The organism is Synechococcus sp. 'PEA 65AY6A-5F PE A' (genome assembly GCF_047462575.1).
GTDB lineage: Bacteria > Cyanobacteriota > Cyanobacteriia > Thermostichales > Thermostichaceae > Thermostichus.
Genome location: NZ_JAOALE010000004.1, coordinates 72,587 through 87,469, shown reverse-complemented (window position 1 = coordinate 87,469; position 14,883 = coordinate 72,587). Strand labels below are relative to the sequence as shown.

The following is a 14,883-nucleotide window of genomic DNA, read 5'->3' as shown; positions in this document are numbered from 1 at the left end:
TATCACCGAGGCATTATGAGCGAAAAAGGACGCTTTTCCGCCGGTCTAGTCCGGCAGGCCGCCGATGGCGCCAAGGCCAAGACCCCGCCGCCCCCTGTACCCTTTCGCAACTATCAAATCGGCAAAAAAGAGCTGCGCAATCTGATTGCCTGGTCGTTTGCTCGCTACGGCACCGCCCGCACCGCTCAGATGGCGGATGCTCTGAAGGCCCTGGGCTTCAAATACGCCACCCAGGCTGCCGTTTCCATCAGCATCGAGGATCTGCGCATTCCACCCAGCAAGCGGCAGTTGTTGGCCCAGGCAGAAGCGGAGATCGAGGCGGCCACGGAGCGCTACACCCGCGGCGAGATCACCGAGGTGGAGCGCTATCAAAAGGTGATCGATACCTGGAACCAGACCAACGACCAGATTAAGGAGGAGATGCTCAGCAACTTCCGCCAGAACGATCCCCTCAACTCCGTGTACATGATGGCCAACTCGGGGGCGAGGGGGAACGTCTCGCAGGTGCGGCAGTTGGTGGGCATGCGCGGCCTGATGGCCAACCCGCAGGGGGAGATCATCGACTTGCCGATTAAAACCAATTTCCGCGAGGGCCTGACGGTTACCGAATACATCATCTCTTCCTACGGGGCGCGCAAGGGCTTGGTGGACACGGCTTTGCGCACTGCCGACTCTGGCTACCTGACCCGCCGTTTGGTGGACGTGTCTCAGGATGTGATCGTGCGGGAATCCGACTGCGGCACCGACCAAGGGATCCTGCTGGAACCCCTGATGGATGCGGACAAGGTGGTGGTGTCGCTGGAGGAGCGCCTGGTGGGCCGGGTGCTGGCGCGGGATGTGGTGCACCCGCAAACCCAGGAGATCCTTGCCCGCCGCAACCAAGAGGTGGATCACGACTTGGCCAAGGCCATTGTGGAGGCCGGCATCCGGCAGGTGATGGTGCGTTCTCCCCTCACCTGCGAGGCCAACCGATCGGTGTGCCGGATGTGCTATGGCTGGAGCCTGGCCCACTCCCGGCTGGTGGATCTGGGGGAGGCGGTCGGGATCATCGCCGCTCAATCGATTGGGGAGCCGGGCACCCAGTTAACCATGCGCACCTTCCACACGGGAGGTGTGTTTACCGGGGAGGTGGCCCGCCAAATTCGCGCCCCCTTTGCTGGCGTGGTGCGGTTCCCGAAAAATCTGCGCACCCGCCCCTTCCGCACCCGCCACGGCGACGATGCCCTGCAGCTAGAAGCGAACAACCAAATTGTCCTGGAAGGGCCAGACGGACAACGGGAAGTCTTCGACATGACGCAGGGATCCACTCTGCTGGTGCGGGACGGGGCCCAGGTGCAGCGGGATCAGTTGATTGCGGAAGTGACTGTAGCCAAGGCCGTGCGCAAGAGCACCGAGAAAGCCCAGAAGGAGGTGGTGGCCGACTTGGCGGGGGAAATCCGCTTTGCCGATCTGCCCATCGAGGAGAAAACCGACCGCCAGGGCAACACCACCTGCACCGCGCAGCGGCAAGGGTTGATCTGGGTGATGTCCGGCCAGGTATACAACCTGCCGCCGGGGGCCGAGCCGGTGGTGAAAAACGGGGATCGGGTGCAGGCGGGGGATGTGATCGCTGAGACCTCGCTGGTAACCGAGCACGGCGGCATCGTGCGGCTGCCGGAGCGCAGCGACACCAAAAGTGGGCGCGAAGTGGAGATCATCAACGCCGCGGTGGTGTTGCACGAGGCGCGGGTGCGGGTGGAATCCCACCAGGGCCGGGAGCAATTTTTGCTGGATACGGCCAGCGGCCAGACCTTTGTCCTCAAGGCCACGCCGGGCACCAAAGTGGGCAACGACGAGGTAGTGGCGGAGCTGATCGAGAACAATTTCCGCACCCAGACGGGCGGCCTGGTGAAGTTTGCCGGTGTCGAGGTGGCCCGGCGGGGCAAGGCGAAGCAGGGCTATGAGGTCATCCGGGGCGGCACCTTGCTGTGGATCCCGGAGGAGACCCACGAGGTGAACAAGGACATCTCCCTGTTGAACGTGGAGGATGGCCAGTACGTAGAAGCCGGCACCGAGGTGGTGAAGGACATCTTCTGCCAAAATGCTGGCGTCGTCGAGGTTATCCAGAAAAACGACATCCTGCGGGAGATCGTCATCAAGCCCGGATCCCTGCATCTGGTGGACGACCCCGCCGACCTGGAAATACCCACCGGCACGCTAATCCAGCCGGGCCAGAAGCTGCTCAGCAGCATCGTCCCTGACCGATTGGTCTATCTGGAGCAGGTGGAGACGCCTGAAGGGCCAGGCCTGCTGCTGCGCCCGGTGTACGAGTACGAGATCCCCGACCGGCCGGTGGTGCCCAGCCAAGAGTCTACCAGCGAGTCTGGCCGCTCCATTCGCCTGCGGGCGGTGCAGCGCGTTCCCTTCAAGGATGGGGAGCGGGTGAAGTCGGTGGGGCCGGTAGAACTGCTGCGCACACAACTGGTGCTGGAGATCGATACCGACGCCCCGCAACTGAAGGCCGATATTGAACTGATCCAAGATGAGAAGGATCCCAGTATCCGTCGCCTGCAACTGGTGATCTTGGAAACCCTGCTGCTGCGCCGAGACGTGGAGGCGGATCTAACCCAGGGGAGTACCCACACGCGGCTGTTGGTGAGCGAAGGAGACAGTATCGGCAGGGGGGGTGTTATCGCCCGCACCGAGATTCAGGCCAAAAAAGCCGGGATCGTGCAGGGGATCCGCCAGGGCGCGGAGGTGGTGCGACGGGTTCTGGTGGTTACCGACGACGACCTGCTGACGGTGCCTCTGACGGGCCAAGCCAGCGTCGAGGTGGGAGCGCTGGTGCGGGCCGGCGACGAGCTGGCGCCGGGGATCCCTGCCCCCGAGTCGGGGCAAGTGATGCAGATCGCCGATGGCCAAGTGGTGTTGCGGTTGGCGCGGCCTTATTTGGTGTCGGCGGGTGCCATTCTGCAGGTGCGGGATGGGGATCTGGTGCAGCGGGGGGATTCTTTGGCCCTCCTGGTGTTTGAGCGGGCCAAGACGGGGGACATCATCCAGGGTCTGCCGCGGATCGAGGAGCTGTTGGAGGCCCGCAAGCCCAAGGAAATGTGTGTTCTGGCCAAGCGGCCCGGCACGGTGCAACTGAGCTGGCGAGGAGAAGAGCCGGATCTGCGGGTCATCGAAGCCGATGGTACGGTTACCGAGTATTCGGTGATGCCGGGGCAAAACCTGATCGTGGTCGATGGCCAGCCGGTACAGGTGGGGGATCCGCTGACCGACGGCCCGGCCAACCCCCACGACCTCTTGGAGATCTACTTTGAGTACCATCGCCAAACCTTGGGCGACGACCAAGCGGCACGGCTAGCCTTGCGGGAGGTGCAGCGCTTCCTGGTCAACGAGGTGCAGAACGTCTATCGCTCGCAAGGGGTGGAGATTGCCGACAAGCACATCGAGATTGTGGTGCGCCAGATGACCTCCAAGGTGCGGGTGGACGACAGCGGCGACACCGTCCTGTTGCCCGGCGAGCTGGTGGAGCTGCGGGAAATCCAGCAGACCAACGCTACCATGGCCATCACCGGCGGGGCGCCGGCTAAGTACACGCCCGTTCTGCTGGGGATCACCAAGGCCAGCTTGAACACCGACAGCTTCATCTCGGCGGCCAGCTTCCAGGAGACCACGCGGGTGCTGACGGAGGCGGCCATCGAAGGCAAGTCCGACTGGCTGCGGGGCCTGAAGGAGAACGTGATCATCGGGCGCTTGATCCCGGCGGGCACGGGCTTCAGCACCTACGAGGAGATGGCGCCAGAACCGGAGCCGGAGGAAGAGGAGGAGCCTGTTGTGCTGCCAGAGCTGCCGCCTCGCCTGATCTTGGATGACGACCAGCTCATCGACGACTCCACCCCCGTTGACGAGCCGACGGAGGATGAGGGAGAAGAAGAGTGAGGCGTTGGCGGATCACCAGCCCTGGGCGGCGCTACAGGCTGAGATCGTCGCTTGCCGCCGCTGTCCCCGCCTGGTGGCTTGGCGAGAGGCGGTTGCCCAGCAAAAGGTGGCCCGTTTTTGTGACCAGCTCTACTGGGGCCGACCGGTGCCGGGGTTTGGGGATGTGCAGGCGCGGCTGTGGGTGATCGGCTTGGCGCCGGCAGCCCATGGGGGCAACCGCACCGGGCGGGTGTTTACGGGGGATCCCAGCGGGGATTGGCTATTTCGCGCTCTGCGCCGGGCCAGGTTTGCCAATCAACCCATCTCTCTGCACCGGGAAGATGGCCTGCAATTGCGGGATTGCTCCATCTCAGCCGTGATGCGCTGCGCGCCGCCGCAGAACCGCCCCACCGCCGCAGAAGCCAAGACCTGCCTGGGCTATCTGAGACAAGAGCTGGAGCTGTTGACCCAGGTGCGGGTCATCTTGGCGTTGGACCATAACCACATGCCATGGCCATGACGACCTTGCTGAGCCGCCAGGCCCGGCGGGGATCAGGCGGGCTGCCAGGTTTCCAGGCGGTAGGCGCTGTCCCAGAACAGCCATTCCAGGCGAGAGGCGGTGACAAAAGCAGCCGTCATCTTCTCCCGCGTCGCCGCTGTGGTCTGCGTAGCCAAGGAGTCGGTGATGTCCAGGGCCTGTTGCACCACCTGGGCAAATTCTTCCCCGGCATAGGTGTCGATCCATTGTTGATAAGGATTGTTGGGCTTGGCGGTGCGGTAAATGGCGGATCCCACCTCACGGTAAATCCAGAAGCAGGGCAGCACAGCGGCCATGGCCACCTCGTAGGGATCCAAGGCAGCCGCAGCCAATAGAAAACGGGTGTAGGCGAAGCAGGCAGGAGCGTAGGTTGTCTCCGGCTGGATGTCGTAGAGGCGAAAGTAACTCTCGTGCAGGCTGCGCTCGGCCACAATGGCCCCCAGGGCAAAGTTCAAGAAACTCACCACCCGCTCAGCCCCCTCGGAACGGGCCCCGATCAAGGCAAGGGCGCGGGCAAAATCGGTGAGATAAAGAGCATCCTGCTGCAGATAGAACTGAAAGCGCTGCCGCGAGAGGCTGCCTGCGGCCAGCTCTTGGTTAAAGGGGTGATCCAAGATCTGTTGGTAGATGGGCTCGATCGTCTGCCAGAGGTGGGCGGTAAAAGATTGAGACATGGTGGCTCTCTCGCGGCGTTTCTGGGGTTCTTTTCAACTGATTGAGATCTCTGGGTGTGGGGGAAACTCTTTGGGTGCCCTGTGGCCGGAAAGTTGGACGTGAGTATCTCGATTCCAGATCCCTACCCCCGCTAGGGCGGGGATCTCCTTGTCTCAGATTGCCCCTCCTCTCAGTTACCGCTTTTCAGGGGGTCAGCCCAGCTAAACCTAGGCTTCGGGCATAAGGGGACGGAAGCCGTGCTTGCGGGACAGTTGCCCGATTAAATCCAGCTTTTCTAGGGTGATCAAGTTGCGGCCCCAACTAAAATTGGTGTACAGGCCCTCGAACTCCAGGAGCATCGCCTCGGCAAAGCAGGCGAAGAGCTGGCGGGCCGGGTTGGCCACATTCAAAAATTGCATAATATTCCACTCGATATCGAGAGAGTGTTCCACCATGCCGCCGTCGATCACGTACAGCCCCTTGCGCTGCAACTTGGAGGCGATGTTTTTCGGGTAGCCACCGTCGATGATCACGCAGGGATCCGGAAGCACCTGAGGATCGAGGGTCACTCCTTGGCTCATGCTGGCCACCCAGACGATGAAATCGGCGCGGGGCAAGGCCTCTTCCAAGGAACAGACCTCCCCTTTTTTAAGTTTGGCCTGCAGCTCTTCCAGGCGTCGCCGCTCGCGGGCTATCAACAGCAATTTGGCCGGGGAAGTGTGGGCTACCAACCACTGGCAGATGGCACTACCGATATCGCCGGTGGCCCCCACCACGGCAACTGTGGCAGCTGCCAAATCCATGGCGTAGCGCTGGGCCGCCGCCTGCAATTGCTGACAGATGATATAGGCCGTGTGGGTGTTGCCGGTGGTAAAACGCCGAATTTCCAGGTCGATGTTGCGCACCCGCCTGAGGGTGTCGAGGCGAAAATTCTCGAAAATAATGCTGCTAAATCCTCCCAGGGTGGTGATGTTCAAGCCGCGCCGCTGCGCCAAGGCCATCGCATTCAAAATCTTGCGACAGGCCGCCTTCACCCGTCCCCCCGCCAGCATTTCCGGCAGGAAACAGGATTCGACGTACTGGCCATAGATTTTTTGGCCCGTGATGCTGGTCACCACGATCTCGTCCACCACCTGAGGCGGAGCCATGCACCAAAATTCCAGGTCGCTCTCCGCATATTCGGAATACCCCAGCTTATCTGCCACCCGTTTTGCGTGGGCCAGGCTGGTCAGGTGCCCGATCAGGCCGAACATAGATGCTCACTCACTTCGATACTTAACTTTATGAGCTCCATCCGGATCCCATCAAAACATGTCCGCACCCAGAGAGGGTAGGGAGCGTTCCAGCCAGGCCGGAAAACCAATCGGCAGGCAGAGTTGAGTTGCGTCAGGCGGCCCGCAGACCCTGGGCCGAGAGGCGCATTACCTCGCGGGTGTTGAAGCCGATGCTGGCCAGGGCCTCGCCGTAGGCGATCATGAAGTCTTCTACAATGGCCTCGCGATCCATGTAAATGGCTTCCACATCCGCCTCTACCTGCTGCAGCATCTGCCGAACTAGAGGCAGATTTTGGGCGTTGGCTGCTTCGATCTGGGCTTTAACCTCGGCAAAGTGCTCGCCCAGCCAGCGCTCCCCAAAATTGAGGTGCAGATACTCGTCCTTAACTACCCCCTCGGTGATCTTGCGGGCAAAGTCATCGGCAACCGGGATGTAGATGTTGTAGGCGGCAATGGCAAAGCACTCGATGATCAAAGACTGAATGACAAAACAGGAGACCAGATCCCCTGCCGCTGCGGCGCTTTGGAAATTGTCCCGCAAGGGCGCGAAAAAGGCGCGGGCAAACTCCACATCGGGTTCCACCTGCAGGTTTTTGCCGCAGGCCTGGAAGCCTTTCATGTGGCGCAATTCCATCTTGGCCAGCTTGCGCAGCTCCTCTGCAGCTTCCGGCAGCATTTCGGCCAGCTTGAGGTAGTTGTCGTGGGCTTCTTGTTCGCCTTCGATAACAATACCGTTGATGCGGGAGTAGGCCTGCCGATACCTTGGGCTGCTGTAGTCTAGGGCAGTGCCGCCCCCATCAGTGGGGGACGGGGGGGTGTTGGGCAGGACGTTCGCTGGGGCCATACTCGTGCATCTCCTTTTGTAGTTGTAGATTGTTGTGAACCGCTTCGCCGGCCCTTCAACAATCCTGGCGCTTGCCACTAAATTGTTCCTCTACTCAGAATAGCCTCAGGTGGTGCGGAATTCATCGGATCCCTTTTGCCCAGGGAGGCAAGCCTGTTAGGGTGAGTGCTCAGGTGCCGTTGAGGAGCCGGGGGTATGTCTGCTCTTGGGGAGGGCCTGAATCAGCTGCGCCAGTTGCTGGTGGATCTGGAGGAACAATCCCTCGATCAGCCGATTGGCAGCGCCGAGGAGGTGTTGCAGGCAATCGAGATGGCGACGGCTTTTGAGCTGTTCGAGGCGGAAAGCAGCCGTTTGCTGCTGCAGATTGTGGCCAATCTCTGGGATCGGGTACGCCAGCACGATCTGTCGGCGCAGGAGATCGAGGCGGTGGCAGAGAAGCTGCGGGCGGTGGGCTATACCGATGCCGAGATCCAGGAGATCTTGGATCTGGAGCCTCAGGACAACTAGCCGCAGGCTAGGCGGAAACCATGCCCAACTCGGCGGGAGCGACATCTGCTTCTAGGTGAGTGGCCGTGTCGTAACAGGCTCCCCGCAGGTTGGCAAGCTTGAGTTTACAGCCGCTGAGGTTGGCCCCTTTCAGGTTGGCGCCGCTGAGGTTGGCCCCCGCCAGGTCTGCCTGGCTGAGATCGGCACCACTCAGGTCGGCTGCGGTCAGGTTGGCGCCGCGCAGGTTGGCCCCTTGCAATCGAGATCCCTGCAATTTGGCCTTTTCTAGATTGGCCAGGCGCAGGTTGGATCCCTGCAGATCGGCTTGGCTGAGGTCGGCGCCGCTCAAGTAGGCCCGCTCCAGGTTGGCAGCGGCCAGTTTGGCCTGCTGGAGGGTTGCTCCGCCCAGGTCGATCCCGGCCAAGTCGGCACCGGCCAGGTCAGCTTCGGCCAATTGGCTGTTGCTGAAGTCCCGCTCGCCGCTGCCATAGCGCTGCAACAGTTCCGCTGCGGTTTCGACCATTGCTTTTCCCCATCCTAGACAAGTCGGATCCTACCGAGGAACAGGGTTGCCGCCAAGGGCGCACATCCTCCAGGCGGCGCCTATCAGCCATGCCTCCAGATCCGAACATCTGCCAAGGCCATCAGCCCTCTTGCCTGCGAGAGCGCGCTAGGATGGGCGCAACGCCCTTTTCTCTGGATCCCATTTGTTCTGTTATGAGCTTGCCCCGCGTGCCCCGCTCCCGGCCCCGCCCAAAGTTACGCTCGATCCCTCGCCGCAAAACCGAATCGGCTCTCTATGCCGAGATGCAGCAGCTCACTGTGGAAAAGCAGCGGCTCAACCAGGAATTGGAGTTCATTCAGGAACGGCAAGGGCAAATTCAAGCAAGGCTCCGGGAAATCGAACAAGCGCTACAGCGTTTTCAGCAGGAGGCAGAGAGCTTTCGGGATCCCGCCGCTGCTCGAGAACCGGGCACTGGCCGCTTCTCCTCCTCCCGTTTCCCGCCGATGACCTTTGAGTACTGAGCCAGTTCCCTGCCGAGTGGGGAAGCCAAAGCCATTGCCAAAGGAGCAAAAAACTGGGTTTAGAGCCCCGTTCTGTCCTTTGGGACGGCCTTGTGGTACCTTTTGTATGGCGGCATGGGTAGTCAACCGCTTCAAAAACCCAGTAGTCTAACCCCTAAGACATTAGCTAGGGTTTTGTATTGGCCTTGAAGCGGTACCCTTGGGCAGAAGAGAACCGAGCCGCGAGACCGAAGTCCAGGGGTAGACCTGTTGGCTTTTGCTACCGGGATCCAGCCGCCCAGTCCGAGATCTTCTCATGGCCCATTCTGAAACTCCCATCCGGCATCGCTGAGTCCATAACTGCAACTGAGTACACAAGGAGCTGAGCCTCGACCATGGTTACTGCCACCGCTACTGCGACCAACGTTGGCTACATCACTCAGGTCATTGGACCTGTGATCGACGCCGAGTTTCCCAGCGGCAAGCTGCCTGAAATCTACAACGCTCTCAAGGTGGAGGCGACGACCGAAAGCGGATTGAAGGTCAAAGTCACCTTTGAGGTGCAGCAGCTTTTGGGGGATAACCGCGTGCGGGCCGTGGCCATGTCTTCTACCGATGGCTTGGTGCGGGGCATGCCAGTGGTGGATACAGGTGCCCCGATTACCGTGCCGGTGGGCGAGGCTACCCTGGGTCGCATTTTCAACGTGCTGGGGGAGCCAGTGGATCAAGGAGAGCCGGTGCAAGCCAAGGAGTTTGCCCCCATCCACCGCAGCGCGCCGCCCTTTGTGGAGCTGACTGTCAAACCGGAGCCCTTTGAAACCGGCATTAAGGTGATCGACCTGCTGGCCCCCTTCAAGAGAGGTGGCAAGGTGGGCCTGTTTGGCGGCGCCGGCGTCGGCAAGACGGTGCTCATCCAGGAGCTGATCCACAACATTGCCGAGGAGCACTCCGGCCTATCGGTGTTTGCCGGCGTGGGAGAGCGCACCCGCGAGGGGAACGACCTCTACAACGAGATGAAAGAATCGGGGGTGCTGGACAAAGTAGCGCTGGTGTACGGCCAGATGAACGAGCCGCCGGGCGCTCGTATGCGGGTGGGCCTGACCGCCTTGACGATGGCGGAGTACTTCCGCGACGTCAACAAGCAGGATGTGCTGCTGTTTATCGATAACATCTTTCGCTTTGTGCAAGCTGGCTCGGAAGTGTCGGCGCTGTTGGGCCGCATGCCCTCGGCGGTAGGCTACCAGCCCACCTTGGCCACGGAAATGGGCAACCTGCAGGAGCGGATCACCTCCACCAAGCAGGGATCCATCACGTCGGTGCAAGCGGTGTACGTGCCCGCCGACGACCTGACGGACCCGGCGCCGGCGACGACGTTTGCCCACCTGGATTCGACGGTGGTGCTGTCGCGCAGCCTGGCGGCCAAGGGCATCTACCCGGCGGTGGATCCCCTGGATTCTTCGTCCACCATCTTGCAGGCAGACATTGTGGGCGAGGAGCACTACAACACCGCTCAGGCGGTGAAGCAAACGCTGCAGCGCTACAAAGAGTTGCAGGATATTATCGCCATTCTGGGGTTGGACGAGCTGTCGGAAGAGGACAAGCTGGTGGTGGCCCGCGCCCGCCGCATCGAGCGCTTCCTGTCGCAGCCGTTCTTTGTGGCCGAGGTCTTCACTGGCTCGCCTGGCAAGTACGTGAAGTTGGAGGACACCATCAAAGGCTTCCAGCGCATTCTCTCCGGAGAACTGGATCATCTGCCGGAGCAGGCTTTCTATCTGGTGGGCACCATCGAGGAGGCCATCGAGAAGGCGGAGAAGCTCAAGTCCAAGTAATCCCTCACCCTCAGCCCCTCTCCCAGGGGGAGAGGGGGGTTGGCGGCTGCTGAGGATCCTCGGCCACAGGCCCGAAGCGGTAGCCTTTGCCATAGACGGCGTGGATCAACTCGGGGGAGCCGGGCAGACGGAGGCGGCGCCGCAGCAGGCGCACCTGAGCAGCCAGGACGTTGCTGCTGGGGGGATCCTCGCCGGCCCACACCCGCTCGTAGATCTGCTCGTGGGTGAGCAACTGGCCGGGGTGGGCCATGAAGTACTCCAGCAGGCGGAACTCTTTTTGGGAGAGGTGGATCATCCGTCCTTGGCGGTAGGCCACTTGGTTCTCCCGATCCAGCTCTAGGTCTCCAATTTGCAGGCGAGGGATCCCTTCGCCGGGGCCGGCAGCCCGCCGCAAGAGGGCTCGCACCCGCGCCAGCAGCTCCCGCAGCTCGAAGGGCTTGACCAGGTAGTCGTCGGCGCCGGCGTCCAGCCCTTCCACCCGGTCGTCGAGAGTATCTTTGGCGGTCAGGAAGAGGATGGGGGTGGCGCGATCTACCTGTCGCACCTGTTGGCAGAGGGAGAGGCCGGACAGGCCCGGCAACATCCAGTCCAGTACCAGCAAGTCGTAGGGTGGGGCTGGGGGCTTCTGCAGCAGCTCCCAGGCGCTGTTTCCCTCGTAGGCCACGTCCACGCTGTGGCCCTCTCGCCGCAGGTGCTGGGCCAGGGAATCGGCCAGCTCCACTTCGTCGTCCACCAACAAGATGCGCGCCATGCTCTAGGATTCTGTCTCGTCGTCGCTTGCCGGAGGGGCCAGGGAGGGAGGGGGCTCCAGTTGTAAGCAGAGATCGTAAAGGCGGCGCCGCGTCCACAGGGGGGATCCCTGGAAGCGCCGGGCCAGTTGGCGGCTGGCAGCGGAGCGGGGAAGGCCCTCGGCCAGCAGGCGGGCCAGCTCCTGGCGAACTTCCGCTTCCGAGGGGGAGGTTTCTTCGCCCTTTTCGGAGGCAGGCCGCCCCTCTAGAACAAGGGTGAACTCCCCCCGCGGCGGCTGGGCGGCGCAGTGCTCCAGAGCGGCGGCCAGGGATCCCCGCCAGAAGGACTCGTGCAGCTTGGTCAGCTCGCGGGCCAGCACGATCTGCCGCCGGGGGCCGCAGTGAGCCAGGAGATCTTGCAGGGTTTGCTGCAGGCGATGGGGGGCTTCGTAGAGAACGACGGTGCGCTCTTCTTGGGCCAGTTGTTGCAGACGGGCTTGTCGTTGGCTGGCTTTGAGCGGCAAAAACCCCTCGAAGACAAACCGCCCTGTGGCCAGCCCAGAAGCAGCCAAAGCGGCCACTGCCGCTACCGGGCCAGGCACCGGGATCACCGGGATCCCAGCTTGGATACAGGCGCGCACCAGTTCCTCTCCTGGATCGGAGATGGCGGGTGTGCCGGCATCGCTGATTAGGGCCACCGACTGCCCTGCCGCCAGATACTTGAGGATTTGCGGGATGCGCTGGGCGGCGTTGTGCTCGTGGTAGCTGATGAAGCGGGCGGAGATCTGAAAGTGTTTAAGAAGCTGGCCGGAGTGGCGGGTGTCTTCTGCCGCCACCCAGTCCACTTCCCGTAGGACTCGCAGCGCCCGCAGGGTAATGTCTTCGCGGTTGCCGATAGGGGTGGCCACCAAGTAGAGGCTGGCGGTGGGGCGCTCCATCTCGACAAGGCCAGAGCTAAGCGGGTACTGCTTTCCAGGTTAAGGGATCCCTGTGGCAGGATCGGGGAAGATTGGCGGGAGAAAGCAGGTGCGCCTGACCACGCGAGCTACCTATAGCATCCGGGCTTTGCTGGATCTGGCGATGCTTGGCCAGGTGGCCTCGGTGCGGGCCATTGCCGAGCGACAGCAGATCCCGGCCCCCTATCTGGAAAAGCTGTTGATCGAGCTGCGCCAGGCTGGCTTGGTCTGTTCGCAGCGCGGGGCGCAGGGGGGCTACCGGCTGGCACGGGCACCGCGGCGGATCCCAATTAGCGCCATTTTGGCGGCGGTGGGAGAATCTCTGGATCCTCTCCCGGCTGAGAGGGCAGGGGCTCAGCAGGAAGGCTCTGCGGATGGGCTGGACTGGGTAACGGAGGCCCTCTGGCGGCGGATCGCCCAGCGGGTGGAGCAGGTGTTGGAGGAAACAACTCTGGAAGATCTCTACTTCGACGCCCGCAGTTGGCAGGCAGCCCAAAGTCAGGGGGGAGGGTTTGTGGTCTGATCGCGCCTGCGGGAGGGAGACCTTGCTGTTTTTTCCGAGTCAGCCAGCCGCTCCCCTGGTGCTGGCGGCGGCTTTGGGTCTGGATTACTGGTTGGCAGATCCCTGGGGGTGGCCCCATCCGGTGCGGGTGATGGGGGCGGTCATCGCCTGGGGCCAGAGTTGCATTCTCAGGCGCTGCCCAACGCCGGCGGCCCAGCGCTGGGGCGGGGCAGCTCTCACCCTGGCGCTGCTGGCGGGATCCTACGCGGCAGGCTGGGGGCTGATCGCCGTTGCCCAGGCTCTCCATCCCTGGGCAGGGATCCTGATGCAGATCATCCTGATGGCCAGTTGCCTAGGGGGGCGCAGCCTGCGCTTTGCCGCCTTGGAGGTGTTGGATCCCTTGGAAAAGGGGGATCTGCCGCAGGCCCGCCAGCGCCTAAGCCGCTACGTGGGCCGGGATACGGAGCACCTGACGGAGGCGGAGATCTTGCGAGCGGTGGTCGAGACGGTAGCCGAGAATACCCCCGACGGGGCGACGGCCCCTTTGTTCTATGCCTTTTTGGGAGGGGCGCCCTTGGCTTTGGCCTACAAGGCCAGCAGCACGCTTGATTCGATGGTGGGCTACCGCCATGCCCCCTTCACCTACCTGGGCACGGTGCCGGCCCGCTGTGAGGATGGGCTGACCTGGCTGTCCTGTCGCCTGACGGTGCTGACCCTGGCCCTGCTCAGCGGGGATCCCTGGGGATTTTGGCAGCGCTGTCGCCGCGACGGGCGGGCGGATCCCAGCCCCAATTCGGGGTGGAGCGAGGCGGCCTTTGCCTGGCGGCTGCAGATCCAGTTGGGAGGCACCAATTTCTATCGCGGCATCCCCAAAGAGAAGCCCAAGGTGGGGATCCCGGCTCGTCCCTTGAGCCCCCAGGTGGTGCGGGAGAGTCTGGGGCTGCTGAGGCAGGTTCTGGGGGTGTGGGGAAGTTGGATGGTGGGAGTAACTCTAGTTCTCAACTCTCCTCTCCCTCTAGGAGAGGGGTTGTAAACTACTCCAGACTAAAGTCAGGAGCTTTTAGTAGCCCTGCAGTCGGCAAACCGACCGCGGACCTCTGGGCTGGTTTACAGCAGCCCCAATCGACCGTTCCCAGTGCCTTAAAAGCCGTTTCTGGTGCCCGCAACACTAGGATAATTCAGAAGCAGCTAAAGCTGCCTAAGCCGAACAGAGGCAGAAAAGGCGAGGTCTTGCAGTCAAAACTGAACGGTCTGGAGCGTCGCATGCGCATGGGAAGGAGCTCCGGGATCCAAGGGCTTTTAATCTTAACGGGTGCTAGCTCAGCGCCCAGCGCTGCAGGGCAATGCCGAGGAGCAGGCCCAGGCCGCCAAAACGCAGCACCTGCCAAAAGGTGGCAGGAACGGGGTTAAACACTTCCAACAGGTAGGCTTGCAGACGTTGTTCCAATTGGCTGACTTCCGCCTGGATTTCAGCCCAGTGTTCGGGGGAGAGCTGGGATAGGCGCTCCAGCTCGCGCAGGTCGGCCAGCCGCGCTTGCAAGATCTCGAGCTTGGCTTGCAGAGCCTCAAGGGAATCGGGGGAATCGGGAGGAGCGGTCACGGCTGCGCCTCGGCTGGGGGGGCGGGGGAACGGGATCCGGCAAACCCGGTTTGGATCTCGTTGAAGGGTTTGGCTTGGATCACCCCTGGGGGGACGGGATCCAACTGGAAGAGGGCGCGAATGGCGTTTTCCACTTCGGTGATGGGGCGGTTGCCAATGGATTGGTAGACGAGGTTGCCCTGGGAGTCAAAAAGCAGGGTCTGGGGGACTTGGCCGCTGTAGTATTGGCCACGCTCATCCCCAGGCAGGAGGGAATCGACAGAATAAGGAATGAAATAGACTCCCCAGCCATAGCGAACTTGCAGGTTGGCCAGGGTGGCTGCGTATTTTTTGCAGTCGCTGCTGTCGTCGATGTAGTACACCAGCAGGGCCGGGATCCCTTGTTCTTTGGCCTGTTTCAGGGAGACACGAGGGGGGATCATGCCGCCGTTGGAGCCATAGAGGGCAAAGATGTTGCCGTCGTAGCGGTCGTCGTTGAGGAGAGCATGGGCAGGCGGAGACAACCAGCCCATTAACACGACGCACAAAGCTACCAGGAGAAGACGCAGCCACAGCATGATTCAA

General features: G+C 62.1%; 15 protein-coding genes. 7 read left to right on the top strand and 8 right to left on the bottom strand.

The features are described 5' to 3' along the window. The first annotated feature begins 15 nt into the window (after nt 1-15). Both GG26_RS02735 and GG26_RS02730 read left to right on the top strand, forming a co-directional pair. Nucleotides 16-3,924 carry a DNA-directed RNA polymerase subunit beta' gene (locus GG26_RS02735; protein ID WP_011429319.1) on the top strand — a complete coding sequence of 1,303 codons (3,909 nt, stop codon included), beginning with the start codon at nt 16-18 and terminating at the stop codon, nt 3,922-3,924. Further along, on the top strand, nt 3,905-4,423 hold the full coding sequence (locus GG26_RS02730; RefSeq protein ID WP_414388773.1) for a uracil-DNA glycosylase: 519 nt from the start codon (nt 3,905-3,907) through the stop codon (nt 4,421-4,423). The genes GG26_RS02735 and GG26_RS02730 overlap by 20 nt, the downstream gene beginning before the upstream one ends. A gap of 32 nt (nt 4,424-4,455) precedes the next feature. Here GG26_RS02730 and tenA read toward each other — a convergent pair whose 3' ends face one another. From tenA to GG26_RS02715, 3 genes are all read right to left on the bottom strand, one after another. Beyond that, on the bottom strand, nt 4,456-5,115 hold the full coding sequence (gene tenA / locus GG26_RS02725) for a thiaminase II (RefSeq protein WP_011429321.1): 660 nt from the start codon (nt 5,113-5,115) through the stop codon (nt 4,456-4,458). Nucleotides 5,116-5,322: 207 nt separating this feature from the next. Beyond that, entirely contained in the window at nt 5,323-6,348 is a 1,026-nt protein-coding gene (locus GG26_RS02720) for a long-chain acyl-[acyl-carrier-protein] reductase (RefSeq protein ID WP_011429322.1), read from the bottom strand. A 133-nt stretch (nt 6,349-6,481) separates the two neighbouring features. Beyond that, nucleotides 6,482-7,213: an aldehyde oxygenase (deformylating) gene (locus GG26_RS02715; protein ID WP_011429323.1), complete on the bottom strand. Its 732-nt coding sequence runs from the start codon at nt 7,211-7,213 to the stop codon at nt 6,482-6,484. 195 nt (nt 7,214-7,408) lie between these two features. Here GG26_RS02715 and GG26_RS02710 point away from each other — a divergent pair, with 195 nt between their 5' ends. Then, nucleotides 7,409-7,720 (top strand): hypothetical protein, encoded by a 312-nt coding sequence (locus GG26_RS02710; RefSeq protein WP_011429325.1) that lies wholly within the window; start codon nt 7,409-7,411, stop codon nt 7,718-7,720. 7 nt (nt 7,721-7,727) lie between these two features. Here GG26_RS02710 and GG26_RS02705 read toward each other — a convergent pair whose 3' ends face one another. Continuing rightward, entirely contained in the window at nt 7,728-8,222 is a 495-nt protein-coding gene (locus GG26_RS02705) for a pentapeptide repeat-containing protein (protein WP_099812487.1), read from the bottom strand. A 152-nt stretch (nt 8,223-8,374) separates the two neighbouring features. On the opposite strand from GG26_RS02705, the gene GG26_RS02700 reads away from it, so the two are divergent. Further along, nucleotides 8,375-8,725, top strand: a complete 351-nt coding sequence (locus GG26_RS02700; protein WP_228375407.1) for a gas vesicle protein GvpV — start codon at nt 8,375-8,377, stop codon at nt 8,723-8,725. Between the two features lie 374 nt (nt 8,726-9,099). Beyond that, nucleotides 9,100-10,533, top strand: a complete 1,434-nt coding sequence (gene atpD / locus GG26_RS02695; protein ID WP_011429328.1) for a F0F1 ATP synthase subunit beta — start codon at nt 9,100-9,102, stop codon at nt 10,531-10,533. A gap of 10 nt (nt 10,534-10,543) precedes the next feature. On the opposite strand, the gene rppA is transcribed toward atpD, so the two are convergent. Together rppA and rsmI are read right to left on the bottom strand one after the other, a co-directional pair. Further along, nucleotides 10,544-11,284, bottom strand: a complete 741-nt coding sequence (gene rppA / locus GG26_RS02690) for a two-component system response regulator RppA (protein ID WP_011429329.1) — start codon at nt 11,282-11,284, stop codon at nt 10,544-10,546. A 3-nt stretch (nt 11,285-11,287) separates the two neighbouring features. Then, nucleotides 11,288-12,199 (bottom strand): 16S rRNA (cytidine(1402)-2'-O)-methyltransferase, encoded by a 912-nt coding sequence (rsmI, locus tag GG26_RS02685; RefSeq protein WP_414388768.1) that lies wholly within the window; start codon nt 12,197-12,199, stop codon nt 11,288-11,290. Between the two features lie 88 nt (nt 12,200-12,287). Between rsmI and GG26_RS02680 the strand changes: the two genes are divergently transcribed. Beyond that, on the top strand, nt 12,288-12,740 hold the full coding sequence (locus GG26_RS02680; RefSeq protein WP_011429331.1) for an Rrf2 family transcriptional regulator: 453 nt from the start codon (nt 12,288-12,290) through the stop codon (nt 12,738-12,740). A gap of 22 nt (nt 12,741-12,762) precedes the next feature. Then, a complete protein-coding gene (cbiB, locus tag GG26_RS02675; RefSeq protein WP_414388766.1) occupies nt 12,763-13,752 on the top strand; it encodes an adenosylcobinamide-phosphate synthase CbiB in 990 nt (329 codons plus the stop codon). Nucleotides 13,753-14,034: 282 nt separating this feature from the next. Here the strand turns inward: cbiB and GG26_RS02670 are convergent, their stop codons facing one another. Next, entirely contained in the window at nt 14,035-14,319 is a 285-nt protein-coding gene (locus tag GG26_RS02670; protein ID WP_011429333.1) for a hypothetical protein, read from the bottom strand. Beyond that, entirely contained in the window at nt 14,316-14,876 is a 561-nt protein-coding gene (locus GG26_RS02665) for a thylakoid membrane photosystem I accumulation factor (protein WP_099812484.1), read from the bottom strand. The genes GG26_RS02670 and GG26_RS02665 overlap by 4 nt, the downstream gene beginning before the upstream one ends. Between the last annotated feature and the right edge of the window lie 7 nt (nt 14,877-14,883).

Excerpts from the sequence above, each read along its gene's own strand:
- GG26_RS02735 (WP_011429319.1), top strand. The coding sequence starts at position 16 with ATGAGCGAAAAAGGACGCTTTTCCGCCGGTCTAGTCCGGCAGGCCGCC.
- GG26_RS02730 (WP_414388773.1), top strand. The coding sequence starts at position 3,905 with ATGAGGGAGAAGAAGAGTGAGGCGTTGGCGGATCACCAGCCCTGGGCG.
- tenA (WP_011429321.1), bottom strand. The coding sequence starts at position 5,115 with ATGTCTCAATCTTTTACCGCCCACCTCTGGCAGACGATCGAGCCCATC.
- GG26_RS02720 (WP_011429322.1), bottom strand. The coding sequence starts at position 6,348 with ATGTTCGGCCTGATCGGGCACCTGACCAGCCTGGCCCACGCAAAACGG.
- GG26_RS02715 (WP_011429323.1), bottom strand. The coding sequence starts at position 7,213 with ATGGCCCCAGCGAACGTCCTGCCCAACACCCCCCCGTCCCCCACTGAT.
- GG26_RS02710 (WP_011429325.1), top strand. The coding sequence starts at position 7,409 with ATGTCTGCTCTTGGGGAGGGCCTGAATCAGCTGCGCCAGTTGCTGGTG.
- GG26_RS02705 (WP_099812487.1), bottom strand. The coding sequence starts at position 8,222 with ATGGTCGAAACCGCAGCGGAACTGTTGCAGCGCTATGGCAGCGGCGAG.
- GG26_RS02700 (WP_228375407.1), top strand. The coding sequence starts at position 8,375 with ATGGGCGCAACGCCCTTTTCTCTGGATCCCATTTGTTCTGTTATGAGC.
- atpD (WP_011429328.1), top strand. The coding sequence starts at position 9,100 with ATGGTTACTGCCACCGCTACTGCGACCAACGTTGGCTACATCACTCAG.
- rppA (WP_011429329.1), bottom strand. The coding sequence starts at position 11,284 with ATGGCGCGCATCTTGTTGGTGGACGACGAAGTGGAGCTGGCCGATTCC.
- rsmI (WP_414388768.1), bottom strand. The coding sequence starts at position 12,199 with ATGGAGCGCCCCACCGCCAGCCTCTACTTGGTGGCCACCCCTATCGGC.
- GG26_RS02665 (WP_099812484.1), bottom strand. The coding sequence starts at position 14,876 with ATGCTGTGGCTGCGTCTTCTCCTGGTAGCTTTGTGCGTCGTGTTAATG.